Genomic DNA, 25,150 nt, shown 5'->3' with positions numbered 1-25,150 from the left:
GGCCATGCCCATGGTCCGGATCTGGCGGAGGGGGAGAATCCTGCGGCTGCGGGGCCGACTTGGCGACCTGTCACGCCCGTTCTGGTCATTTGCCATCTGGTTGTCTGGGTTCACTACGGGGTGCATCGATGATGGACATTGCTGGTCATGGCGCGCGTGATCTCCCTTCGCGCGCGGTCGCGGTCGTCGGGATCGGCTGCCGGTTTCCGCAGGCGGACGGGCCGGACGCGTTCTGGCGGCTGCTGCGCGGCGGCGGCGACGCGATCACCGACCGGCGAGACGGCCGGGGGCCGGCGCGCGGCGGGTTCCTCGATCGGGTGGACGGATTCGATCCCGAGTTCTTCGGCATCTCGCACCGTGAGGCCGTGGCCATGGACCCGCAGCAGCGGCTGGCCCTCGAACTGGCCTGGGAGGCCCTGGAGAACGCCAGGACCCTGCCCGGCGACCTCGCGGGCAGCCGGACCGGCGTGTTCCTGGGGGTGATCGCCGACGACTACGCGACGCTGCTGCACGGCCTGGGCCCCGACGCCGTGACCGGACACACGCTGACCGGGTTGCAGCGCGGTGTGACCGCCAACCGGATCTCCTACACGCTGGGCCTGAACGGTCCGAGCCTGGTGGTGGACACCGGGCAGTCCTCCTCGCTGGCCGCCGTGCACCTGGCCTGTGCGAGCCTGCGGGACGGCGAGTCCGACCTGGCGTTGGCCGGTGGTGTGAACCTGATCCTCGCGCCGGACAGCACGCTGGCCCTGGAACGGGCCGGGACGCTGTCGGCGGACGGGCGATGTTTCACCTTCGACGCCCGCGCGAACGGCTACGTCCGGGGCGAGGGCGGCGGGGTGGTCGTCCTCAAGCTCCTGGAAGCCGCCGTCCGGGACGGCGACCGGATCCATGCCGTCATCCGCGGCAGTGCGCTGAACAACGACGGTGCGACCGAGACGCTGCCGACGCCGGGCCGTGCGTCGCAGGAGCGGGTGCTCCTGGCCGCCTGCGCCGACGCGGGCGTCGAGCCGGGCGAGGTCCAGTACGTCGAGCTGCACGGGTCGGGGACGCGGGCCGGCGACCCGATCGAGGCCGCCGCGCTCGGTGCGACCTTGGGATCGGCCCACCCGTTGGACGCCCCGCTGCTGGTCGGATCGGTGAAGACGAACATCGGTCATCTGGAGGGCGCGGCCGGGATCGCCGGGTTCATCAAGGCCGTCCTGTGCGTCGGCGAACGCGAACTCGTGCCCAGCTTGAACTACTCCGACCCCGGTGACCGGATCCCGCTCGACGAGCTGCACCTGCGGGTGAACACCGAGACCCGGTCCTGGCCGGCGCCCGAGGGGCCGCTGGTCGCGGGAGTCAGCTCGTTCGGGATCGGCGGCACCAACTGCCACATCGTCCTGACGGACTGGCAGGGCGCGGATCGTCCCGTCGGCGAAGGCGATGCCGGGGTGTTGCCCTGGGTCCTGTCAGCGCGGGACGAACCCGCGCTGCGCGACCAGGCCGAACGGCTGCGCGCTCAGCTGGAGGCGCGCCCCGAACTCGGGGTGGCCTCGGTCGGCCGGTCGCTGGCCGCCACCCGCACCACCTTCGAACACCGCGCCGTCGTCCTCGCGGACCACCGGGACGGCTTCCTCGCCGAACTGGAGGCACGGTCGGCCGGCCAGCCGTCGGCGGCCGTGGTGGAGGGCCGTCACGAGGGGCCGCCGGTCCGGCCGGTCTTCGTCTTCCCCGGCCAGGGCTCGCAATGGGCGGGCATGGCAGCGGAGTTGATCGAGACCTCCACCGTCTTCGCCGATCGGATCGGCGACTGCGCCGACGCGCTGGGCCCGTACGTGGACTGGTCGCTGCTCGATGTCCTGCGCGGTGTCCCCGGTGCGCCGCCGCTGGCGGGCGACGAGGTGATCCAGCCCGCGTTGTGGGCGGTGATGGTGTCGCTGGCCGCGCTGTGGCGCTCGGCCGGGGTGGAGCCCGCCGCCGTGGTGGCCCACTCGCAGGGCGAGATCGCCGCCGCCACCGCCATGGGCGCCCTGTCGCTCCAGGACGGCGCCCGGATCGTGGCCCTGCGCAGCCGGGTGCTGAATCGGATCGCTGGCAGTGGCGGGCTGCTGTCGGTGGAACTGCCGGCCGAACAGCTGCGGCGGGACCTCGCCGTGGTGGACGCTTCGCTGTCGATCGCCGCGGTCAACGGCCCCGCGCAGACGGTGGTCGCGGGGCCGGCGGCCGCGCTCGACGCGCTGGCCGCCCACTACGGGCCGCAGGTGCGGACCCGGCGGGTGCCGATCGACTACGCCTCGCACAGCGCGGCTGTCGAGGAGCTGCGGGAGGAACTGCTCACCGCCTTCGCCGGGATCGCCCCGCACTCCACCGACGTTTCGTTCTGGTCCACCGTCACCGCGGAACCGATCGACACCGCCGAGCTCGACCCCGGGTACTGGTTCCGCAACCTGCGCGAGCCGGTGCGGTTCGGACCGGCCGTCGAGAAACTGCTGGACGCGGGCCACTCGACGTTCCTGGAGGTCAGCCCGCATCCGGTGCTGGCGATGGGCATCCGGCAGGCGATCGACACCCACGGCGGCGACGGCGCCGCGCTGAGCACGCTCCGGCGCGGCCACGGGGACCGTCGCCGGTTCCTCACTGCGGCGGCCGAGGCCTTCGTGCGCGGCGTAGCGGTGGACTGGGCCGCGCTGCTGCCCGGTTCGGCGCCGCTGGTCGACCTGCCGGGCTACCCGTTCCAGCGCCGCTCCTACTGGCCGTCCGGAATGCCCGGCGGCACCGAGCAGGCGCCAGACGCGACCCCGGCACCGGCCCCGGCCGTGGACCGGCGATCGGTGCTGGAGCTGGTCCGGAGCCTCACGGCGATCGTGCTGGGGGCCGGGTCGGCCGGCGAGGTCCGGCCCGGCCGGACGTTCCGGGAGATGGGCCTGGACTCGGCCATGACGCTCGAACTGCGCGACCGGCTGTCGGCCGCGACGGGGCTGAGACTGGAGAGCACCGTCCTGTACGACCACCCGAGCCCGGCCGCCCTGGCCGCCGCCATCGGCCGGCTGACGGAGGGCGCGTCCACCGGTGGTTCCCCGGCCCTGGTGCGCGAGCGGGCCGACGAGCAGGACCCGGTGGTCATCGTCGGCATGGCCTGCCGGTTCCCCGGCGGGGTGCGCTCGCCCGACGACCTGTGGCAGCTGGTCGACACCGGAACCGACGCCATCGGCGACTTCCCCGACGACCGCGGCTGGGACTTGGCGACGCTCCACCACCCGGATCCGGAGCGGATCGGGACGTCCTACGTCAGCCAGGGCGGCTTCGTGCGGGACGTGACGGACTTCGACGCGGAGTTCTTCGGGATCAGCCCGCGCGAAGCCCTGGCCATGGACCCGCAGCAGCGGCTGCTCCTGGAAGTCGCCTGGGAGGCGCTGGAGCGCGCCGGGATCGACCCGACGGCGCTGGCGGGCAGCCGGACCGGCGTGTTCGCCGGGGCGATGCACTCCGACTACGGGCCGAGCATGGCGGCGGCCGGGCCGGGCGTCGCGGGACACCTGCTGACCGGGACCAGCACGAGCGTGATCTCCGGGCGGATCGCCTACGTCCTCGGCCTGAACGGGCCCGCGCTGACCGTGGACACCGCCTGCTCGGCCTCGCTGGTCGCGCTGCACCAGGCGGTGCGGGCGGTGCGGGCCGGCGAGTGCTCGCTCGCCCTGGCCGGCGGGGTCTCGGTGCTGTCGACCCCCGGCATGTTCGTGGAGCTCTCCCGCCAGCGGGTGCTGGCCGCCGACGGCCGCAGCAAGGCCTTCTCGGCCCGGGCGGACGGCGCCGGGTGGGGCGAGGGCGCGGGCATGCTCGTGGTCGAACGGCTCTCGGACGCCCGCCGTCACGGCCACCCGGTGCTGGCGGTCGTCGCGGGCAGCGCCATCAACTCCGACGGCGCCTCCAACGGGCTGTCCGCACCCAGCGGCATCGCCCAGCAGCGCGTCATCGAGGACGCGCTCGCCGACGCCGGGCTCGCGCCGCAGCAGGTCGACGCGGTGGAGGCACACGGGACCGGCACCGCCCTCGGCGACCCGATCGAGGCCAACGCCCTGCTGGCCGCCTATGGATCCGATCGGGACCGGCCGCTGTGGCTGGGCTCCCTCAAGTCCAACATCGGACATGCGCAGGCGGCGGCGGGCGTCGGCGGCGTCATCAAGATGGTCCAGGCCATCCGGAACGCGACCCTGCCCGCCACACTGCACGTCGACGAGGCGTCCCCGCACGTGGACTGGGCGGCCGGGTCGGTGGCCCTGCTCGACCAGGCCCGTCCCTGGCCGGACACCGGCGAGCCCCGGCGCGGCGGCGTCTCCTCGTTCGGGATCAGCGGCACCAACGCGCACGTGATCCTGGCGCAGCCGCCGGCCGCGGCCGGACCCGCGCAGGAGCCGGTGCGGCCGCCCGTGGTGCCGGTCGTCCTGTCGGCCCGGACACCGGAGGCGCTGCGGGAGCAGGCCCGGCAGCTGGCCGCCGCGCCGCTCGACCCGGTCGAGGCGGCGCCGGCCCTGACCGCCAGGACCTTCCTCGACCAGCGCGCCGTGGTGATCGCCGGCGACCGGCAGGAGGCCGACCGGGCCCTGGACGCACTGGCCCGCGCCGAGGAGGCCCCGGGCCTCGTCACTGGCCGCGCCGGCGAGCCCGGCCGGACCGTCCTGGTCTTCCCCGGACAGGGCGGCCAGTGGCAGGGCATGGCAGCGGCGCTCGCCGCCGAGAACCCCGTCTTCGCCGCCCGCCTGGCCGACTGCGAGCGGGCGCTGGCGCCGTACGTCGACTGGTCGTTGGCCGAGGTCCTGGCCGGCGCGCCGCTGCTCGACCGGATCGACGTCGTGCAGCCCGCGCTGTGGGCCGTGATGGTGTCGCTGGCCGAGCTGTGGCGCTCGGCCGGGGTCGTCCCGGACGCCGTGGTCGGCCACTCCCAGGGCGAGATCGCCGCCGCCGTCGTGGCCGGGGCGCTCTCCCTCGAGGACGGCGCCCGCGCCATCGCCCTGCGCAGCAGCGTGGCCATCGACCTGATGGGCAAGGGGGCGATGGCCGTGATCCCGCTGCCCGCGGAGCGGGTGCGGGAGCGACTCGGCACGCTGAGCATCGCCGCGATCAACGGACCGACCACCACCGCCGTGGCCGGAGCCCCGGACGCGATCGCCGAGCTGGTCGACAGGTTCCGGGCCGAGGGCGTCAACGCCCGGGTGATCCCGGCGGCCTTCGCCTCGCACAGCGCGGCGGTCGAACCGATCCGCGAGAGGATCCTGGCCGAGCTGGCGCCGCTGGCGCCGCGCACCGGCGAGATCGCGCTGATGTCCTCGGTCACCGCCGACTGGCAGGAGGGCGGCGAGCTCGACGCGTCCTACTGGTACCGGAACCTGCGGCACACCGTGCGCTTCCAGGAGGCGGTCGAAGCGCTCATCGCCTCCGGCCACACCACCTTCGTCGAGGTCGGCCCGCACCCGGTGCTGGTCGGCAGCATCGGCGAGATCCTCGAGCAGGCCGGAGCCGACGGGATCGTGACGGGCTCGCTGCGCCGCGAGGACGGGGGCCTGCGCCGGTTCCTCAGCTCCGCCGCCGAGGCCTACGTCCAGGGCCTGCCCGTCGCGTGGGAACGGCTCACCGGAACGGCCGCCGGCCCGGTGGAGCTGCCCACCTACCCGTTCCAAGGTCGTCGCTACTGGCTCACGGGCACCACCGGGCCGGCCGGCACGGCCGACCTCGGCCAGGCCCCGGCCGACCACCCCCTGCTCGGCGCGGCCGTCGAACTCGGCGACGGCGAGACGGTGTTCACCGGGCGGCTGTCCACCGGCGCCCACCCCTGGCTGGCCGACCACGCCCTCTCGGGGACGATCGTCCTGCCGGCCACCGCGTTCCTGGAGATGGCACTGCACGCGGGCGCCAAGGCCGGGACGACGGGCGCACTCCCGGCCGAACGCTGGGCGAGGATCGAGGAACTGACGATCTCCACGCCGATGGAACTCCCGAAGGACGGCGCCGTCGACCTGCGCGTCCGGGTGGGGGCCGCGGACGGCAACGGGCTGCGGACCTGCCGGATATCGGGCCGGGCGAGCGGCGGGGAGTGGATCGAGCACGCCACCGGCACCCTCGGCCCCGACCGGGCCCCGGCCCCGGCCTCGGTCGCGGCCACCACGGCCTGGCCGCCGGCGGACGCGACGCCGGTCCCGCTGGCCCGGATGGGCGAGGACCTGGGTCTGCAGGGGTACGAGTACGGGCCGGTGTTCGACGGGCTGCGGGCCGCCTGGCGACGCGCGGGCGAGCAGTTCTCCGAGGCCGTGCTGCCCGAGCCGGAGGCCGCGAACGCCGAGGCCTACCACCTGCACCCCGCCCTGCTCGACGCCGCGTTGCACGGCATGATCGCCGATGCCCGGGGCGGCGAGGGGCAGCGGATGCAGCCGCTGCGCTGGCGCGGGGTGTCCCTGTTCGGGGCCGGTGGCCGCGCGTTCCTGCGGGTTCACGCGGGGGCCGCCGTGGACGGGGGCCTCCCGCTGACCCTGTTCGACGCCTCGGGAGAGCCGGCGGGACTGGTCGAGTCGGTGGAGCTGTGCCCGGTCGCAGCGGGCCGCCCGGCCGATCCCGCCGTCGTGGCGCGCGACTCCCTGTTCGCGCTGGGCTGGGAACCGCTGCCCGAGCCGACGGCCGGATCGCCGACCGGGCAGCCGCCGGTCCGGTGGGACGGCCGCGACCTGGCGGCGCTGCTCGCATCGGCCGAGCCACCGGGGCACGCCGTCGTGCTGTGCCCGGCCGCGGATGACGGCACCGACCCGGCGACGGCGGCCAGGCAGGCGGTCCAGCGGACGCGGGAACTGCTCGGCCGCTGGCTCGCCGAGGACCGGCTCGCCGGGTCCCGCCTGGTGCTGGTCACCCGTGGGGCCGTTGCCGTGCGGCCCGGCGAGCCGGTCCGGGACCTCGCCCAGGCGGCGGTCTGGGGTCTGGTGCGGACGGCACAGGTCGAGCACCCGGGCCGGTTCGCCCTGGTCGACCTCGGGCCCGACACGGCCCTCGCCCCCGACACCGTCGAGGCGGTGGCGGCGGCACTGGTGCCGGACGAGAACCAGGCGGCGGTCCGGGGCGGTGCCGTCCTGGTGCCCCGGCTGGTGTCCGCGGCGGGTGACTCCGCGCTCCGGCTGCCCGAGGACGCGGCCGCCTGGCGCCTCGACATTCCCGAACGCGGCACGCTCACTGCCCTGGACGTGCGGCCCTGCCCCGAGGCCGCCGCCGAACCCGGCCCCGGCCAGGTCCGGATCGCGGTACGCGCCGCCGGGCTCAACTTCCACGACCTCCTGGGCGCGCTCGACATGCACCCCGGCGACCCCGGCCCGCTCGGCCTGGAAGGCGCCGGCGTGGTCACCGCGACCGGGCCAGGAGTCACCGGCCTGGCCGCCGGCGACCGGGTGATGGGCCTGATCCCCGGCGCGTTCGCCACGCAGGCCCACGCCGACCACCGCACCCTGGTCAGGATCCCCGACGGCTGGTCGTTCACCCAGGCCGCCGCCGTGCCGGTCGCCCACCTGACCGCCCTGCACGCGCTGATCGAGCTGGGCGGCGTGCGCGCGGGCGACCCCGTCCTGATCCACGCCGGGGCGGGCGGCGTCGGCATGGCCGCCGTCCAGCTGGCCCGGCACCTGGGCGCGGAGGTCTACGCGACCGCGAGCCCTGCCAAGTGGCCCGCGCTGCGGGCCCTCGGCGTCGACGACGACCACCTCGCCTCCTCCCGCGAGCCCGGATTCGGTGAGCGCTTCGGCGCGGCCGGCCGGCCGATGGCGGTCGTCCTGAACTCGCTGACCGGCGAACTCGTCGACGAGTCGCTGCGGTTGCTGCGTCCTGGCGGGCTCCTGGTCGAGCTGGGCCGGACCGACCCGCGCGATCCCGCCGAGGTGGCCGCCGCGCATCCCGGTGCGCGCTACCAGGCGTTCAACCTCCTCCAGTTGCCCCCCGAGCACCTCGCCCGCCTGCTGGACCGCACGGTCGAGCTGTTCGCCGAGGGCGCGTTCGGCTGGCCCGCCGTCACCGACATGGACGTTCGGCGCGCACCCGAAGCCTTCGGGCTGCTGCGCCAAGGCGCCCACGTGGGCAAGGTGGTGCTCACCGTCCCGCCGGTCCTCGACCCGGACGGAACCGTCCTGGTCACCGGCGGGACCGGCGCCATCGGCCGGGCCGTCGCCCGCCACCTGGTCACCGAACACGGCGCCCGACGGCTCCTGCTGGCCGGACGCCGCGGCGCCGACGCGCCCGGAGCGGCCGAGCTGGCCGCCGAGCTGAACGGGCTCGGCGCCGAGGTGAGCTTCGCGGCCGTGGACGTCGCCGACCGGGCCGCCGTCGCCGCGATGATCGGAGCCGTCCCCGACCGGCACCCGCTGACCGCCGTGATCCACACCGCGGGCGTGGTGGACGACGCGCCGATCACCTCGCTCACCGCCGAGCAGATCGACCGGGTGATGCGCGTCAAGGCCGACGGGGCCTGGCATCTGCACGAGCTGACCGCGAGCCACCCGCTCACCGCGTTCGTCCTGGTCTCCTCGATCATGGGGACCTTCGGCGGCGCGGGCCAGGGCGGCTACACCGCCGCCAACGCGTTCCTCGACGCGCTCGCCCGGCGCCGCCGCGCGCAGGGCCTGCCCGCCCTGGCACTGGCCTGGGGCCTGTGGGACACCCCGGACGGCATGACCGGCGCCCGCACCGACGCCGACCGCGCCCGCTTCGCCCGGGCCGGACTGGTGGCGATGGCTCCCGAGTACGGCCTGGCGCTGCTGGCGGCGGCACTGCCGTCACCGCACGCCGTCCTGGCGGCCGCCCGGCTCGACCGCGAGATCCTGCGCGAGCTCGGCACGGACCTCCCGCCGGTCCTTCGCGAGGTCGTGGCAGCCGCCGGCGCGGGGCGGCCCGGGAACCTCCCCGAACACCGCAGGCGCCGGCCGCTGCGGGAGGAGCTGACCGGCCTGACCGCCGATGAACGCGCCGGGATCCTGGCCGACCTGATCCGGACCCACATGGCCGCGGTGCTGGGCTCGCGGCCCGAGGCGATCCCGGACGACCGGCCGTTCGGCGACCTCGGCGTCGACTCCCTCACCTCGGTCGAGTTCCGCAACCGCCTCAACGCGGCGACGGACCTCAAGCTCCCGGTCACCCTGCTCTTCGAGGCGCCGACCCTTCCCGAGCTCGTCGCCGCACTGGACACCGAACTCGCGCCGCCCGCCCCGCCCGCCTCGACGGCGCCGCCCGCCCCGCCCGCCTCGACTGCCGCGGCAGGCGCCGCCGGAGACACCGAGGCGGACGTGACGGCGCTCGTCGAAGCCGCGACCGCCGAGGAACTCCTCGCCTTCATCGACCGCGAGCTCTCCGGCTCCTGACCCCACGGAGGACCGATCCGTCATGGCATCAGAATCGGATCAGAAGCTGCTCGGATACCTCAAGCGCGTCACCGTCGACCTGCACCAGACGCGCGAGCGCCTGCGCGAGCTGGAGGAGGGCGAGCGGGAGCCGATCGCGATCATCGGCATGGCATGCCGCTATCCGGGCGGGATCGACTCGCCCGCCGCCCTGTGGCGGCTGCTGGCCTCGGGCGGCGAGACCGTCGGCGCGTTCCCCCGCGACCGCGGCTGGGACGACGGCCTGCACGACCCCGAGAACGGCGGCCGGAGCCTGACCGGCTCCGGCGGCTTCCTCTACGACGCGGCGGACTTCGACGCGGGCTTCTTCGGCATCAGCCCGCGCGAGGCCCTGGCCATGGACCCGCAGCAGCGGCTGCTGCTCGAGACCGCCTGGCGGGCCTTCGAGGACGCCGGGATCGATCCGGAGTCGGTGCGTGACAGCGAGACCGGCGTGTTCACCGGGCTGTCCGGGCTGGACTACGCGATGGGGAACGGCGAAGTGCCCAAGGAGGCCGAGGGCTTCCTGACGACCGGGTCGGTGGGCGGCGCCGCCTCCGGGCGGATCTCCTACACGCTCGGCCTGCGCGGCCCGGCCATCAGCGTGGAGACGGCCTGCTCGTCCTCGCTGGTCGCGCTGCACCTGGCCGTCCAGTCGCTGCGCCGCGGCGAGTGCACGATGGCGCTGGCGGGCGGCGCGACGATCATGTCCACACCGCAGCTGTTCACCGAGTTCACCCGGATGGAGGGCGTGTCACCGGACGGCCGGAGCCGCCCGTTCTCGGCCGCCGCCGCAGGCAGCGGGCTCTCCGAGGGCGTGGGCCTGCTGCTGGTGGAACGGCTTTCGGACGCGCAGCGGCTCGGCCATCCCGTACTGGCCGTGGTGCGCGGCAGCGCGGTCAACCAGGACGGCGCCAGCAACGGCTTCACCGCACCGAGCGGCTCCGCGCAACAGCGGGTGATCCGGCAGGCGCTGACGGACGCGCGGCTGTCGCCCGGTGACGTCCAGGTGGTGGAGGCCAGCAGCACCGGCACCCCGCTCGGCGACCCGATCGAGGCGCGCGCCCTGCAGGCCACCTACGGGCGTGATCGGGACCGGCCGCTGCGGCTCGGCTCGCTGAAGCCCAACATCGGGCACGCCCAGGCGGCGGCGGGCGTCGCCGGGGTCATCAAGACGGTGCTGTCGATGCGCCACGGCACGCTCCCCGCGACCCTGTACGTGGACGAGCCCACCCCGCACATCGACTGGTCGGCGGGCGCGGTCGAGCTCGTCGCCGAGGAGACCGCGTGGCCCGAGACCTCGGGGCCGAAACGCGCCGGGGTGTCCTCGCAGGGCATCAGCGGCACCAACGCACACGTGATCATCGAAGAAGCTCCGGTTGTCCCGGCGGCGGCGCCGGCCGACGGGGAGGACCGACCCGCCGAGCAGGACGGGCCACGCCTGCTGACCCTGTCGGCCAAGACACCGGCCGCGCTCGCCGAACTCACCGCGCGCTACGCCGACCTGCTCGCCGACGGTGCGGGCGGTGCGGGCGGTGCGGGCGGCGATTCGCTCGCGTCGATCTGCCGGACCACGAGCCTGCGGCGGGCGCACTTCACGCACCGGCTCACGGCCGTCGCGTCCTCGCGCGCCGAGCTGCGGAACCTGCTGACCCGGACGCGCCCGGGCGAGGAGCCGCCGCCCGGCGTCCGGGTCGGCGTGCGGACCCCGGAGACCAGTCGGGGCCCGGTGTTCCTCTTCACCGGCCGCCTGGACGCGCGGTACGCCGACGCGGCCGCCGAGCTGGCCGAGGCCGAGCCGGTCTTCCGCCACGCCCTGGACCAGTGCGCCGAGGCGTCCGGCGGGCGGCCCTCGCCGTTCGCCGTCGGGTACGCGTTCGCCGAGCTGTGGCGGTCGTGGGGCGTGGAGCCGGCCGCCGTCCTCGGCCACGGCGTCGGCGAGCTGGTGGCCGCGTGCGTCACGGGCACGATGAGCCTGGCGGACGCGCTGCGGGAGGCGGCCCGGAGGCCGGCGGACGCCGCCGAGCCGGAGCGGTTCACCATGGGGGTACCCCCGGCCGAAGGCTGGGGGAGGATCGCCGCGCTGCTGCGGGACGGACACCGGACCTTCGTGGAGATCGGGCCCGCCGGGCCGCTCCTCGACCAGGTCCGCACGGCCGAGCACACGGCGTTCCTGCCGTCGCTGCCCGAGGGCCAACCGGGGTCCGACGCCCGGCGCACGCTCCTCGACAGCCTCGGCGCGCTCTACACCCGAGGGGTCCGGGTCGACTGGACGCGGGTGCACGGCGAGCCCGCCGGGCCGCCCGCGCTGCTGCCCGGCTACCCGTTCCAGCGCCAGCGCTACTGGCTCTGGACGGGAGGCCCCCGCAGGGATCAGGCACCGGTCCACGGCGGGGCGCTGGTCGCGCAGGTACGGTTGATCGGCGCCGACGGCACGCCCGTGGCGCTCGCCGACGGCGTGCGCCTGGAGGCGGTGACCGGCACGCCCGCTCCCGAACCGCGGGCGCTCGAGAACGAACCCGCCGCACCGGAGACCGAGGACGTCGCGGAGCTGGTGCTCGGCATCATCTGTCCGGGCTGTGGTGCGACCGTCAGCCACGACGACCTTCAGCTGCACCAGCCGCTGCGCAGCCTGGGCGCCGACTCGCTGATCGCGATGGACATCCGGCAGGCGCTCGCCCGGCGGTTCGGCGTCGACCTTCCGCTGTCCGACCTGCTGGACGGGCGGAGCGTCGCGGAGATCGTCCGGACCGTCGAGGCGGCCCGCGGCGGCGCTGCGGGCCGGCCCGCAGAGCCCGCCGTGCCCGGGGCGGTGCTGGTCGCCGACCCGGCGGCCCGCCACGAGCCGTTCCCGCTCACCGATCTCCAGCAGGCCTACCTGGTCGGCCGGACCGACGCCTTCGAGCTCGGCAACATCTCCACCTCCTTCCTGGTCGAGATCGACCTCGTGGAGACCGACCTCGACCGGCTCGCCGGCTCCTTCCGGCAGCTCGTCGACCGGCACGACATGCTCCGCGCGGTCGTGTCCCGGGACGGGCACCAGCGGGTGCTCGCAGAGGTCCCCGACTACCGGATCGCCACGGTCGACCTGCGGACCTGCGAGGACGCGGAACGGGCCCGCCGTCTGGCCGAGATCCACGAGGAGATGCGGGACCAGGTCTTCGACACCGAGGTCTGGCCGCTGTTCGACGTCCGGGCGACCCTGCTCGACGCGCGCACCACCCGGCTGCACCTCAACTTCGACGCGCTGATCATCGACGGCCGCAGCTGCGGGCTGCTGTTCCAGGAGTGGGCCCAGGCCTACCGTTCCGGGACGCCCGCACTGCCCGCCCCGGCCGTCACCTACCGCGACTACCTGCTCGCCGCCGCCGAGCCGGACGCGGTGCAGCGCGAGAAGTCGCTCGCCTACTGGCAGGCGCGCGTCTCCGCCCTCCCGCCCGCACCCGCCCTGCCGCTGCGACCGGGACCGGCGCCACGGCGACCGGTGTTCACCCACCGCACGGCCCGGATCGAGGCCGAGGCGTGGCAGCACTTCAAGGACAACGCCGCCGCGGCGGGCATCTCGCCCTCGGCCGCCCTGTGCACCGCGTACGCCCAGGTGCTGGGCGTCTGGAGCGCCTCGCCGCGCTTCACCCTCAACCTGCTGGCGTACAACCGGCGGCCGCTGCACGAGGACATCGGCAGGGTGATCGGAAACCTCAGCGCGACCACCCTGCTGGAAGTCGACGCCGCTCCCGCCGAGGACTTCACCTCGGGCGCCACGCGGTTGCAGAACCAGCTGCTGGCCGACCTCGACCACGGGTACGTCAGCGGCGTCGAGGTGCTGCGCGAGCTCAACCGCACCCGCGCCGGGACCGGCCTGGCGAGCATGCCGGTGGTCTTCACCAGCACGATCGGCTTCGCCGGCCAGGGCGACTCCGCGGGGCGGAGCGAGGCCGAACGCGGCGCGCTCACCGCCCTGGCCTCGCTCGGCGTTTCCGGCAGGCTGGCGTCCAGCTCGGTGCGGACGCCGCAGGTGTGGCTCGACCACCAGGCCCTGGAGGAGGCCGGGGAACTGGTCCTCAACTGGGACGTGGTGGAGGAGATGTTCCCCGAGGGCGTCGTCGACGGGATGTGGGACGCCTACCTGGACCTGGTGCGGGACCTGTGCGGCGAGGGGGCGTGGCGCCGTCCGCCGTCCGTGCTCACCCCGGTGGCCGACCTGGAGGTCCGGCAGGCGGCCAACGCCACGCACGCCCCGGTCCCCGCCGAACTGCTGCACGAGGCGTTCCTGCGCCAGGTCGAGGTCCGGCCGGAGGCGCCCGCCGTGATCACCGCCGCCCGGACCCTCAGCTACGGCGAGCTGGACCGCCGCTCCGACCGGATCGCCCGCTGGCTGATCGACCGCGGCGCGGGCCCGGGCGTGCTCGTCGGCATCGTGATGGACAAGAGCTGGGAGCAGGTCGTCGCGGCGCTGGGCATCCTCAAGGCCGGGGCCGCCTACGTGCCGGTCGACGCCGCCACGCCCGGCCGCCGACTCCGGATGATCATGGAGAGCGCCGGCATCGAGCTGGTGCTGACCCGGTCGGCGGTCGCGGACGGGCTCGACCTGCCGGACGGCACGAGCTCGCTGCAGGTCGACACCGAGCCGGCGGACACCGGTGCGAGCAGCCCGCTGCCGCCGTCCCCGGCCAAGCCCGACGACCTCGCCTACGTCATCTTCACCTCGGGATCCACCGGGGTCCCGAAGGGCGTGATGATCGAGCACACCGGCGCGGTCAACACGATCCAGGACATCAACGACCGGTTCGGCGTGACCGCGAGCGACCGTGTGCTGGCCCTGTCCGCGCTCAACTTCGACCTCTCGGTCTACGACGTGTTCGGCCTGCTCACGGTCGGCGGGGCGGTGGTCCTGCCGGACGCGTCGGCGCTGCGCGAACCGGCGGCCTGGCTGGGCTTGGTGAACCGGCACGGCGTGACGGTCTGGAACAGCGTCCCCGCGCTGATGGACATGTTCGTCGAACACGTGCGGGCGCTCGGCGGCCCGCCCTCGCTGCGCGTGGTGATGATGAGCGGCGACTGGATCCCCGTCACGCTCCCCGGAGCCATCGCCTCGGTGCTGCCGAACGCGCGGACCTGGAGCCTGGGCGGCGCGACCGAGGCGTCCATCTGGTCGATCATGTACCCGATCACCCGGGTGGACCCGGACTGGACGAGCATCCCGTACGGCCGGCCGATGCGGAACCAGCGCTTCCATGTGCTGGACGAGGCCTTGCGGCCGTGCCCGACCTGGGTCCCCGGCGACCTGTACATCGCCGGGACCGGCCTGGCCCGCGGCTACCTCGGCGACGAGGCCAAGACGCGCGCCGCGTTCCTGCGCCACCCGGTGACGGGGGAGCGGCTCTACCGGACCGGTGACCTCGGCCGCTACCTGCCGGACGGCGACATCGAGTTCCTGGGGCGCGCGGACTCCCAGGTGAAGATCCAGGGGCATCGGATCGAGCTCGGCGAGGTCGAGGCGGCGCTGCTGCGCCGGCCGGACGTCCATGCGGCGGCCGCGGTGGCCGAGGGCGAGCGGGGCGGCCCCCGGCGGCTCGTCGGGTACGCCGTCTCGAGGACCTCCGAGGAGGAGCTGCGCGAGGCGCTCGGCCGGGAACTGCCCGGCTACATGGTGCCCGCCCGGATCGTCCTGCTGGACGAGCTGCCGCTGACCGACAACGGCAAGGTCGACCGCCGCCGCCTGCCCTCGCCTGCGGAGACGGCCCCGCGCTCCGGTGCGGCGGTCGCCCCGCGCGATGCCGCCGAACAGCTCCTCGCCGGGATCTGGGCCGAGTTCTTCGAGCCGACCGACAGGCCTGCCGAAGGCACCGCGGACTTCTTCGACGTCACCGCGAACTTCTTCGACCTCGGCGGCGACTCGATGCTCGCGGTGCGGATGATGGCCCGGATCCGGCAGCGCACCGGCCGGTCGCTGCCGGTGGCCACGCTGCTCGCCCGGCCGACCGTCGAGTCGCTCGCCGAGGCGCTGCGCGAGCAGCCGGGCGAGCAGCGGGGCGAGGAAGGCCGGGCCGCGCTCGTCACGGTCCGGGGGGCCGGGACCCGGCCGCCACTGATCCTCGTCCACCCGGTCGGCGGCGACGTGCTCTGCTACGCCGGGCTCGGCGCCCTCCTGGAGGAGGACCAGCCGCTGCACGCGCTGCAGTACCCCGACCTCGAACCCGCGCCGCGGACCGTGGCCGAGCTGGCCGCGCACTACGCCGACGCGATCACCGAACGGTTCCCGGACGGCCCGTACCGGCTCGGCGGCTGGTCCATGGGCGGCGTGATCGCCCTGGAGATCGCCCGCCTGCTCGCCGGGCGGGGCCGGACGGTCGAGCTCGTCGCGGCCGTGGACCTGCTCGAACCGCCCGGCCGTGCCGAACCCGCCGCCGACGCGGCACTGCTGGCCCGGTTCGCCCACGACCTGGCCGGGCTGGCGGGCAGCGACTGGAACCCCGGGCCGGCCGAGTTCGAGCCCACCGGCGAGCGGTCCCCGATCGAGGAACTGCTGACCCGGGCCCAGCAGGCCGCCGTCCTGCCCGAGGAGATCGACGCCGCCACCCTGGAACGGCTCGCGGGCCGGTTCCTGCACCTCAGCCGCGCGCTGGCCGACCACGAGCCCGTCGCGTACCGGGGCAGGGTCGTGCTCCTGCGGGCCATCGACGGGGCCACCGCCGCGACCACCCGGCAGTGGCTGGACCTCCTCGGCGACCAGGCCGAGAGCGTCGACGTGCCCGGCGACCACTACAGCGTCATGCGTTCCCCGAACCTCCAGACGCTGGCGGCCGAGCTCGACAAGGCCCTGAACGACCTGTGACCCGGACCCGCGCGACCCGCTGAAACCGTCAACCCGCCGCCCCAGGAGGACCGGATGACCGCCATGGAACTGCCGCCCCGGACCGAGCCGGGCCTCACCGCCGCATCGGTCATGGACCGGGTACGGGCGTACGCCTCCGGCCTCCCGGCCTCCGCGCCGGACATCGAGCGGCTGGGCCGGATTCCCGGTGACGTCCTCGACGGCCTGAAGGCCACCGGGCTGCTGCGCGCCGCCCTGCCACCGCAGCTGGGCGGTGTCGAGATGACCGTGCCGGAGATCACCCGGGCCGTCGACCTGCTGGCCGAGGGGGACGCCTCGGTCGCCTGGTGCGCGGCCGTCGCGTTGAACGCCGCGCTGGCCGTGGTCTCGCTGCCCACGGAGGTGTTCACCGAGCTGTTCCCGGACCCGGACCTGATCACCGCGACGGTGCTGCCGCCGGCCGGCCGGGCGGTCCGGCGGGACGGCGGCTACCTGCTGTCGGGCCGCTGGACCGTGGGCAGCGGGATCACCCACGCCGACCGGGTGATCGCCGGGTTCCAGACCCCGGAAGGCACCCCGAGGATCGCCGTCTTCGACGCCGTGCACGCGCGGGTGCTCGACACCTGGCACACCACCGGTCTGCGCGGCACCGGCTCCCACGACTTCGAGGTGGCCGACCTGTTGGTCCCGGAACGGCACACGTTCGCGCTCGCGCCGACCGGCACCCGGCAGGAGCCGCTCCACCTGCGCGCCGACAACCTCGCCCTCAAGATGGCGGGCGTGCCGCTGGGCATCGGCAGGTCCGCGCTGAACACCGCCCGGGAGATCCTCACCGCCAGGCGTTCCGCGCTGGCCTGGCCGGGCGTCCCGGCCGACCTGGCGCACGCCGAGGCGCTGATCGGCGCGGCGGACGCCTACGTGTACGCCACGCTGGAGGACGCCTGGGCCGCGCAGTCGGCGGGCCTGGCGCCCGAACGCGGCACGGCCGCGCTGGCCCGCCAGTTCGCGCACCGGGCCTGCCGGGAGGCGGTCCAGCTGCTGTACGACGCCGTCGGACTGTGCGCGGTCTTCACCGACTGCACCCCGCTCGACCGGTGCCTGCGCGACCTCATCACCGCGGGCCGCCATGTCGCGTCCTCGGAGAAGATCCTGGACGGGGTCGGCGACCTGCGGCTCGGGGGCCACCCCACCTCACCCTTCCTCTGATCTCCGCCGGTACGTCTGGTACCTCTGGTACCCCTAGTACGTCTGGTACCTCTGGTATGCGTGGTATCTCTGGTACGCCTGGTACGCCGAATTCGCCGACGGAGGTCGGGACTGGTGATCGATGAGCTGCTCCCCGATTCGGTGGTGGCCGTGGAGAGCTACGGCGACGACGAGGCCGACCGGGCCCCGCTCTACCCCGAGGAACAGGAGGTGGTGGCGCGGGCGGTGGACAAGCGCCGCCGTGAGTTCGCTGCGGTGCGCGCCTGCGCTCGTCGCGCCATGGCGAAGCTCGGGGTGGCGCCGGTTCCCGTGCTGCCCGGCGAGCGCGGTGCCCCGCGATGGCCGCAGGGACTGATCGGCAGCATGACCCACTGCGACGGCTACCGCGCTGCCGCCCTGGCCCGCGCCGCCGACCTGGCCTCCCTGGGCATCGACGCCGAACCCCACGGCCCGCTGCCGGACGGCATCCTGCCCTCCGTCTCGCTGCCCGCCGAACGCAAGCGCCTGACGCTGCTGGGCGCCCGGCGGCCCGCGGTTCACTGGGATCGACTGCTGTACAGCGCGAAGGAGTCCGTCTACAAGGCCTGGTTCCCGCTGACCGGGGAGTGGCTGGACTTCGAGGAGGCGGACATCGAGATCGAGATGGCGCCCGGCACGGCCTCGCACGGCCGCTTCCGTGCCGAACTCCTGGTTCCCGGACCGGTCGTGGGCGGCCGCCGGCTCGGGTACTTCGAGGGACGGTGGACGGTCGGCCAGGGCTTGGTCGCCACCGCGGTGACGGTTCCGCACCTCGCGTCGTCACCTGACGGGTGACCGGCTCAGGCCAGCAGGCGGATCAGGGCCGTGTCGAAGAGGTCGAAGGCGCGTGGCAGCGGTCCCTCGTCGTGGTGGTGCAGGGCCGACCAGAAGAGGTCGCCGGGGAGTGCGTTCCTGGCCGCGTAGACGCGGTAGGCGTAGCGGCGGCCGTCCACGCCGGCCAGTTCGACCAGCCAGCAGCCGTCGGTCGGGGGTTGGTCTGACAGATCGTCAAAGACGAACCTCTGGGCTGGTCGTGGCAATGGGTCTCCCTCCCGGGACGGCAGCCCTCAGGAAGTCGGACCGTCGCTGTGGCCGGAAGGCTGTGCCTGCCGGGCAAGTTCAGCCGGCTGCGCTGCTCGAAGACGTGCCCGGCTCGTCGAACAGCCAGCGGTCCAGCATCAGTTGGGCTTCGGCGAGGATACGGGAATCGCCCTCGGCGTGTTGCTTGAAGGCCAGGTTGAGCAACTGTGCGGCCATCGTGACGGCGAGTTCGGTGCGCAGCAGGAAGTCCGCCGTGTCCGGGAAGCCGTAGTCGCGGACCAGGACGGCGTTGATCGAGGCGGCCAGTGCGCGGTCGGTCGCCTCGTCGTACTCGCGCAGCTCGGGGTGGGGCGGGCCGCCGAACCAGAGCCGGCGAAAGCCCGGTTGCTCGCGGCGGATCCGGACGTGCGCCGCGAGCAGGAGTTCGGCCAGCTCGCCCGGGCGCGCCGGCAGCGGGCCGGCCAGCACCTGTTCGGTGACCGCGGTGAACTCGTCCAGCCAGCTGACCAGCAGCGAGCTGACGATCGCGTGCTTGTCCGGGAAGAAGCGGTAGAGCACGCCGATCGAGACGCCGGCCTCGGCCGCGATCAGCTTGGTGCCGATCTCCTCGTACTCGTGCTCCTCCAGCAGTCGGGCGGTGGCCTGCAGGATCCGGTCCACCTTCTCCCGGCTGCGCTGCTGCTGCGGCGCGCGCAGCACACCGGCGGGGACCGGGGCGGTGGCGGCCGGGGTGCCGGGCGGCAGGTCGGTGGTCATCGGACTCCTTGACAACGGATCAGATTCGAATCAGAGTCTAGTTCATGTTTACCCATGGGGGAGCGGCCGCCGCGCCGCTGGGACGCCGTTTCGGACTGCTCTGGGCGTCGGTCACCGTGTCGAGCCTCGGCGACGGCATGCGCTTCGTCGCGCTGCCGCTGCTCGCGGCCAGGATCTCCGGCGACCCGCGTGACCTCGCCCTGGTCGCCGCCGCCGAGCAGTTGCCCTGGCTGCTGCTCAGCCTGCCGGCCGGCGCGCTCGCCGACCGGGTCGACCGTCGGCGCCTGCTCTGGACGGTGGACGCCGTCCGAGCCGTGCTCGCCGCCGGCTTCGCCCTCGCCGTGGCCGCCGGCGCCGTCAGCATCTGGCTGCTCGCGCTGGTCGGCTTCCTGCTCGGCTGTGGCCAGACCCTCTACAACGGCGGCTGGGCCGGCGTGGTCCCGACCGTGGTCGAGCCCGCCGACCGGCCGCGGGCCAACGGGCGGCTGCAGGCCGGCGTGCTGGTCGCCGACTCGCTGCTCGGCACGCCGCTCGGCACCGTGCTCTTCACACTGGCCGCGGCCGCGCCCTTCACGGTGGACGCGCTCTCCTTCGGGGTGGCCGCGCTGCTGGTGTGCACCATCCCCGGCGGGCTGCCGCCGCGCGAGCGGCCCGCCCGGGACGGTGCACCACAGCGGCCGACCCGGGCCGGGGCCCGGTCGCTGGCGGCGGAGGCGGCCGAGGGGGTGCGCTGGCTGGCCCGGCACCAGCTGCTGCGGGCGCTCTGCCTGACCGCGACCGCGGCCAACCTGGTGCTGGGCGGGGTGATCGCGGTGCTGGTGCTCTACTCGCGCGAGGTGCTGCACCTGGGCTCGGTCGGATTCGGCCTGCTGGTGGTCGCCTTCGCGCTCGGTGGGGTGCTCGGCTCGCTCGGCGGGCCCTGGTTGGCCGGGCGGCTGGGGACCAGGTGGACCTTGCTGACCACCCTGGTCGGCTCGGCGCTCGCGCTCGGCAGCACGGGCCTGTCCGGGCACTGGCTGCCGGCCGGGTGCGCCACCGTGGTCTACGGCGCGCTGAGCCTGGCCTGGGGTGTCACGGCGGTGTCGCTGCGTCAGGACCTGGTGCCGGAGGCGCTGCTCGGCCGGGTCAGCATGGCGTACCAGATGGTGGCCAACGGCGGCACGGCCGTGGGCGCCGCACTGGCCGGCCTGGTGGCGCACGCCTGGGGGCTGCGGGCGCCGATGACGGCGGGCGCGGTGCTGCTGTTGGCCGTCGCGCCGGTGCTGATGGTGGTGCTGAGAGATCGTCAGGCCGCCGTCTCCAAGCGGACGGACGGCGCGGCCGGGGCGCTCTCCGACACCGTCGCCGCGCTGCCCGACACCGTCGCTGCGCCGCCCGGGACCGCCGCCCGGGCCAGCCGCCGCACCTCGGGCACCGCCAGCACCAGCAGTGACAGCAGCGTCATCACGCCCGCGCAGGCCCAGAGCGCCCCGTTCAGCCCGAGTCCGCCGGCCAGTGGCGCCGCCGCCGCCGTCCCCACCGGTGCCAGCGCCACCGAGCCGCACCAGTCGTAGGCGGCCACCCGGGAGAAGCTGGCGGCCGGAATCTCCTGCTGCAGCGCGACCATCCAGCTGACCCCGTACACCGTGCCGCCGACCCCGGAGGCGAACATCGCCGCGCCCAGCAGGGTCAGCGGCGCGCCGGCCGCCAGCGCGGCGGCGGGCAGCCCGAAGAGCAGGATGCCGAAGGTGCCGGCCAGCAGCAGCCGGCGCGGCTGCCAACGCACCATCAGCAGCCCGCCGGCCACCAGCCCGGCGCCCATCGCCGCGTTCACCAGGCCCCACGGGCGCGGCCCGCCGAGGCGCAGGTCCGCCACGATCGGCCCGAGCACCGATTCGGCCGCGATCAGGCAGGCGTTCACCACCCCGTACTGCACCACCACTGCCCACAGCCAGCGCCGCGAGGTGAACTCCCGCCAGCCCACCCGCAGATCGGCCAGCATCCCGGGCCCGCCCTGCGGCGCCACCGGCGCCGGCGCCCGCAGGCGCAGCCGCATCGCCGCCGCCGCGGCCAGCCCGGCGGCGTCCAGTGCCAGCACCCAGCCGGGACCCACCGCCGCGACCAGCGCCCCGCCGAGCGCGGCGCCGACGATCTGCGAGGAGTTCAGCGCGGTACGGAAGAGCGCGAAGGCCCGGCCGGCCTGCTCCTGGTCCACCGACTCCATGATCATGCCCTCGGCGGCCGGTGCGAAGAAGGCCAGCCCGATCCCGTTGGCGGCGGCCAGCAGCACGATCTGCCACAGCCGGGCGGTGCCGGTCAGCACCAGTACCGCCAGCAACGCCTGTGCGAGCGCGTTGCCGAGATTGGCGGCGACCATCACCCGGTGCCGCGGCAGCCGGTCGGCCACCGCGCCGCCGACCAACAGGAAGAGCACGGTGGCGGCGAGTCTGGCCCCGGTGACGTAGCCGATCTCGGCGGCGCCGCCGCCGATCCGCAGCACCGCGAAGGCGGTGGCGATCGGCGCACCGGCATTGCCGAGCCCGCTGACCACGGTGGCGGCGGTCTGGATCTGGTAACTGCGCCCGGCCCGCGGGGCACGTTCCTCGGTTCGGTTCGGCATTCGCCCGACTATGACGTTGGCAAGGGTGGCTGTCCACGCTACGGACAGGTAGAGGGAGGTACCCGTTGACCGGCGGTCGGAAACCGGGGAAAAAGGGTTGGGCGGTCGGAGGGTCGATGACAGGATGCCCCGATGAACGAGATCCTTCGCCTGGCCGGTGATCTGTTGGGTCGGCAGCTGACCGAACCGGTGGACCTGGGCGGCAGCCGCCGCAGCGCGGTGCTGCGCTGCCGCACCACGGACGGTGCGAGCGTGATCGTCAAGGCGTTCGACGAGCAGGCCGACGCCCGCCGGGCCTTCGCGGGGGAGGCGGCCGGCCTGAGCCTCGGACTGGCCGGCCCCGAGCTGTTGGCCGTGGACCCGGACGCCCGGCTGCTGGTGATGGCCGACCTCGGCGCCGTGCCGACGCTGGCGGACCTGCTGCTCGGTGACGATCCGAAGGCCGCCGAGCGCGCCCTGCTGGAGTGGAGCCGAGGTCTGGGCCGGCTCGCCGTCCGCTCGGTCGCCCACCGGGCCGAGTTCGCCGAGCACTGGGCGCGCTACGACCCCGGCATGCCGAGCTGGGACGAGGACCCGTGGGTCGAGCAGAACGCCGCCCGGCTGCCCGGTGTGCTCGCGATGGCCGGCCTCGACCCGGCGCCCGGTCTGGCCGAGGAACTGGCCCGGATCGGCACCGCGGGCGGCGAGCGCTACCCGGCCTTCACCCCCGGGGACACGTGCCCGGACAACAACCTGATCACCCCCGACGGCCTGCGGCTGATCGACTTCGAGGGGGCCGGCTACGTCTCGGTCTTCCTGACCGCCGCCTACTGCCGGATGCCCTTCGCCACCTGCTGGTGCGTCTTCGAGCTGCCGCCCGAGCTCGCCGCCGAGGCCGAGCAGGCCTACCGCGCCGAGGTGGTGCAGGCCTATCCCGAGCTGGCCGAGGACGCCCTCTGGTCAGCCGGGATGGAACAGGCCATCGCGGTCTGGACGGTGGACGTGACCGTGCGGGCGCTGTCGCGCGCCCTGACCGAGGACTGGCTCCGGCACCCCACCCGCCGCCCGGTCCCGACCATGCGTCAGCTGCTGCGCCACCGCTGGGAGCAGGCCGCCACGCTCACCGGGCACCCGGCGTTCGCCGAGACGATGCGCCGGCTGCTGCGCGAGGTCGCCGACGGCTGGGACCTGCCGCCGCTCGGCGGCTACCCGGCGCTGCCACTCACCCCAGGTGTCCGCGCAGGAAGCTGAGGGTGCGCCGCCAGGCGATCGCGGCCTGCAGCTGGTCGTAGTTGCCCGCCGGGTTCTCGTCGTTCATGAAGGCGTGCCCGGCCGGGTAGAAGTGGATCTCGGGACGCCGGTCGGTGGCCTCGCCGATCAGGATCGCCGCCTCGTCCACCGTCTTCAGCGGCAGGCCGTGGTCGCGCTCGGCGAAGTGGCCCAGCACATGGGCGGTCAGGCCGCGGTAGTCGTAGTCGGGCTCGCGCGGCAGCCCGTAGAACGGGACCACGGCCGCCACCCGGTCGCCCTCCAGCGCCGCGAGCCGCATCGCGAAGCCGCCACCCATGCAGAAACCGACCACCGCGACCGCGTCACCGGCGACCGCAGGATGCTCGAGCAGGAAGTCGACCGCGCCGCGCAGATCGCGCACCGCGCGCTCCGCCGGCAGCTTGGCGAGCAGCTCGGCGGCCTCGACCCGGTCGTGCGTGGTGGCGCCGCCGTACAGGTCCGGGGCCAGGGCCAGGAAGCCCTCGGCGGCGAACCGGTCGACCATCGAGGTCATGTGCGTGGTCAGACCCCACCACTCCTGGACCACCACCAGACCGGGCCCGCGCCCCTGCGGCGGCAGCGCCAGGTAGCCGTGCGCCTGGCCCCCGTTACTGGGGAAGGTGACGTTCTGCGTCATCGGGATCTCCGGGTCGGCCGCGCGGACGGGGCCGGGCGGCCCGCGGGGACGATGCTATGCGGGGCGGGAGCCGACGGTCGGTCAGTTCTTCGGCCCGTCATCTGCGTGTCGTGATCAGTTCGGCGGCCCGGTCGGCTCAAGACCGGCCGGGCAGTCGCCGCGCCGGGCGAGCCGGCGCAGCAGCTGCTCGCGGGCACCCGGGTCGCCCGGGCCGTTCCGCTCGGCGAGCCGTCGGCCCGCCGCCGCCTGCTGCTCGGGAGTCAGCTTGTCGTCGTACTTGAACTTCGCCCGCACCTGAGACACGGTCAGCCGCAGCCCGCGAAGGCCGCTCAGCTGCGGGCCGTAGGGATGCTCGCCGGGCACCACCCGGGCCTCGGGCGTCTCGGGCTGGAAGTGGGCGAGCTGACGGTTGAGGATCTCGGCCTTGGCCGCGGGATCGTCCAGCACCTCGGCCCGGCAGTCGAACTGCACGGAGGCGTAGTAGCTGGTCGGCACCTGGGTGGGCCGCCAGTGGCCGGGGGCGAAGGCGTAGTCGTCGGTCACCGCCAGGGTCACCCGTGGATCGGCGCGCACCGCCGCGAGCAGCGGGTTGGGGGCGGCCAGGTGCAGCAGGATCTGGCCGGCCCCGGCGTCCAGCAGGAAGTGCGTCGGGACCAGCAGTGGGCCGCCGTCCGGATTGTTGGCCGCCAGCACCCCGAAGTCGCGGCCGGCCAGCCACTGGCGCCATTCGGCCTCGCTGCCCCGGTCCCAGCTGCGGATCAGCACGGCGCACCGGCCGGCTGGAAGTCCCGCAGGTACGCGGGCAGTTCGCGCTCGGTGCCCGGGTGCGGGACGGGCGCGCCGTACACCGTCGCCACCGGGACCACGCCGGACCAGTACGGCAGGCCCGCGTCCTCGGGGTCGTCGTCGGCGCCGTCCGCCCGGGTCTTGGCCGACACCTCGTCCAGCACCAGCCGGATCACCGCGGTCTTGGCCAGCTCCTTGGGGTTGCCGGGCCGGCAGTCCTTCGCGCGGCCGGGCACCGCCTGGTCGACCAGCGCGTCGAGCGCGATCGCCAGCTCCTGCGGGTCGGTGACCTGTTCGGCCGTGCCGTGCGCCACCACCGAGCGGAAGTTGACCGAGTGGTTGAAGGCGGACTTGGTCAGCACCAGGGCGTCGACCTGGGTCACCGTCACGCAGACCGGCAGGCCGGCCGGCGCCCCGGCCGCGCGCAGCGGGCGGCTGCCGGTGGAGCCGTGCAGGTAGAGCCGGTCGTCCACCCGGGCGAAGATCGTCGGCAGCACCACCGGTCGGCCTTCGCCGTCGGTGAAGCCCAGGTGGCAGACCCAGGAGGAGTCCAGGACGGCGTGGATCTCGGCCTGCTCCCAGGTGGCCCGATCCTTGTAGCGGGTGGGCGTGGTCCGGGCGGTGCGGGCGTAGCTCTCCGGGACGTCCGACATGACACTCTCCTG

11 protein-coding genes and 1 pseudogene are annotated in these 25,150 nt (G+C 74.8%); 6 read left to right on the top strand and 6 right to left on the bottom strand.

The window, feature by feature from the left end; translation table 11 throughout:
- The first annotated feature begins 128 nt into the window (after window positions 1–128).
- The 4 genes from BR98_RS15440 (at window position 129) to BR98_RS15425 (ending at window position 18,213) form a co-directional block, all read left to right on the top strand.
- Window positions 129–9,362, top strand: a complete 9,234-nt coding sequence (locus BR98_RS15440; protein WP_232247424.1) for a type I polyketide synthase — start codon at window positions 129–131, stop codon at window positions 9,360–9,362.
- Window positions 9,363–9,384: 22 nt separating this feature from the next.
- Window positions 9,385–16,215: a hybrid non-ribosomal peptide synthetase/type I polyketide synthase gene (locus BR98_RS36375; protein WP_051969806.1), complete on the top strand. Its 6,831-nt coding sequence runs from the start codon at window positions 9,385–9,387 to the stop codon at window positions 16,213–16,215.
- 54 nt (window positions 16,216–16,269) lie between these two features.
- On the top strand, window positions 16,270–17,400 hold the full coding sequence (locus BR98_RS15430) for an acyl-CoA dehydrogenase family protein (RefSeq protein ID WP_035845203.1): 1,131 nt from the start codon (window positions 16,270–16,272) through the stop codon (window positions 17,398–17,400).
- A gap of 114 nt (window positions 17,401–17,514) precedes the next feature.
- A complete protein-coding gene (locus tag BR98_RS15425; protein ID WP_035845202.1) occupies window positions 17,515–18,213 on the top strand; it encodes a 4'-phosphopantetheinyl transferase family protein in 699 nt (232 codons plus the stop codon).
- Between the two features lie 5 nt (window positions 18,214–18,218).
- Here BR98_RS15425 and BR98_RS15420 read toward each other — a convergent pair whose 3' ends face one another.
- Together BR98_RS15420 and BR98_RS15415 are read right to left on the bottom strand one after the other, a co-directional pair.
- Entirely contained in the window at window positions 18,219–18,458 is a 240-nt protein-coding gene (locus BR98_RS15420) for a hypothetical protein (RefSeq protein ID WP_407639454.1), read from the bottom strand.
- A 79-nt stretch (window positions 18,459–18,537) separates the two neighbouring features.
- Window positions 18,538–19,215 (bottom strand): TetR/AcrR family transcriptional regulator, encoded by a 678-nt coding sequence (locus BR98_RS15415; RefSeq protein ID WP_035845201.1) that lies wholly within the window; start codon window positions 19,213–19,215, stop codon window positions 18,538–18,540.
- Window positions 19,216–19,259: 44 nt separating this feature from the next.
- Between BR98_RS15415 and BR98_RS41320 the strand changes: the two are divergent.
- Window positions 19,260–20,486, top strand: a pseudogene (locus tag BR98_RS41320) (MFS transporter); the annotation flags it as partial.
- A 14-nt stretch (window positions 20,487–20,500) separates the two neighbouring features.
- On the opposite strand, the gene BR98_RS15405 reads toward BR98_RS41320, so the two are convergent.
- Complete coding sequence (locus BR98_RS15405; protein ID WP_035845199.1) at window positions 20,501–21,814, bottom strand: MFS transporter; 1,314 nt, start codon at window positions 21,812–21,814, stop codon at window positions 20,501–20,503.
- A gap of 132 nt (window positions 21,815–21,946) precedes the next feature.
- On the opposite strand from BR98_RS15405, the gene BR98_RS15400 reads away from it, so the two are divergent.
- Complete coding sequence (locus tag BR98_RS15400) at window positions 21,947–23,044, top strand: hypothetical protein (RefSeq protein ID WP_051969805.1); 1,098 nt, start codon at window positions 21,947–21,949, stop codon at window positions 23,042–23,044.
- On the opposite strand, the gene BR98_RS15395 is transcribed toward BR98_RS15400, so the two are convergent.
- From BR98_RS15395 to BR98_RS15385, 3 genes are all read right to left on the bottom strand, one after another.
- Window positions 23,016–23,699: a dienelactone hydrolase family protein gene (locus BR98_RS15395; protein WP_035845196.1), complete on the bottom strand. Its 684-nt coding sequence runs from the start codon at window positions 23,697–23,699 to the stop codon at window positions 23,016–23,018. The two genes, BR98_RS15400 and BR98_RS15395, sit on opposite strands and share 29 nt — an antisense overlap.
- Window positions 23,700–23,813: 114 nt before the next feature.
- Complete coding sequence (locus tag BR98_RS15390; protein WP_051969804.1) at window positions 23,814–24,464, bottom strand: FMN-binding negative transcriptional regulator; 651 nt, start codon at window positions 24,462–24,464, stop codon at window positions 23,814–23,816.
- Window positions 24,458–25,138, bottom strand: a complete 681-nt coding sequence (locus BR98_RS15385) for a pyridoxamine 5'-phosphate oxidase family protein (protein WP_035845194.1) — start codon at window positions 25,136–25,138, stop codon at window positions 24,458–24,460. Before BR98_RS15385 ends, BR98_RS15390 begins: the two co-directional genes overlap by 7 nt.
- Window positions 25,139–25,150: the final 12 nt, after the last annotated feature.

Origin of the sequence: Kitasatospora azatica KCTC 9699 (assembly GCF_000744785.1) — a bacterium.
Taxonomy (GTDB): Bacteria; Actinomycetota; Actinomycetes; order Streptomycetales; family Streptomycetaceae; genus Kitasatospora; species Kitasatospora azatica.
The sequence above is the reverse complement of the archived record's forward strand: the minus strand, read 5'-3'. Positions and strand labels throughout refer to the sequence as shown.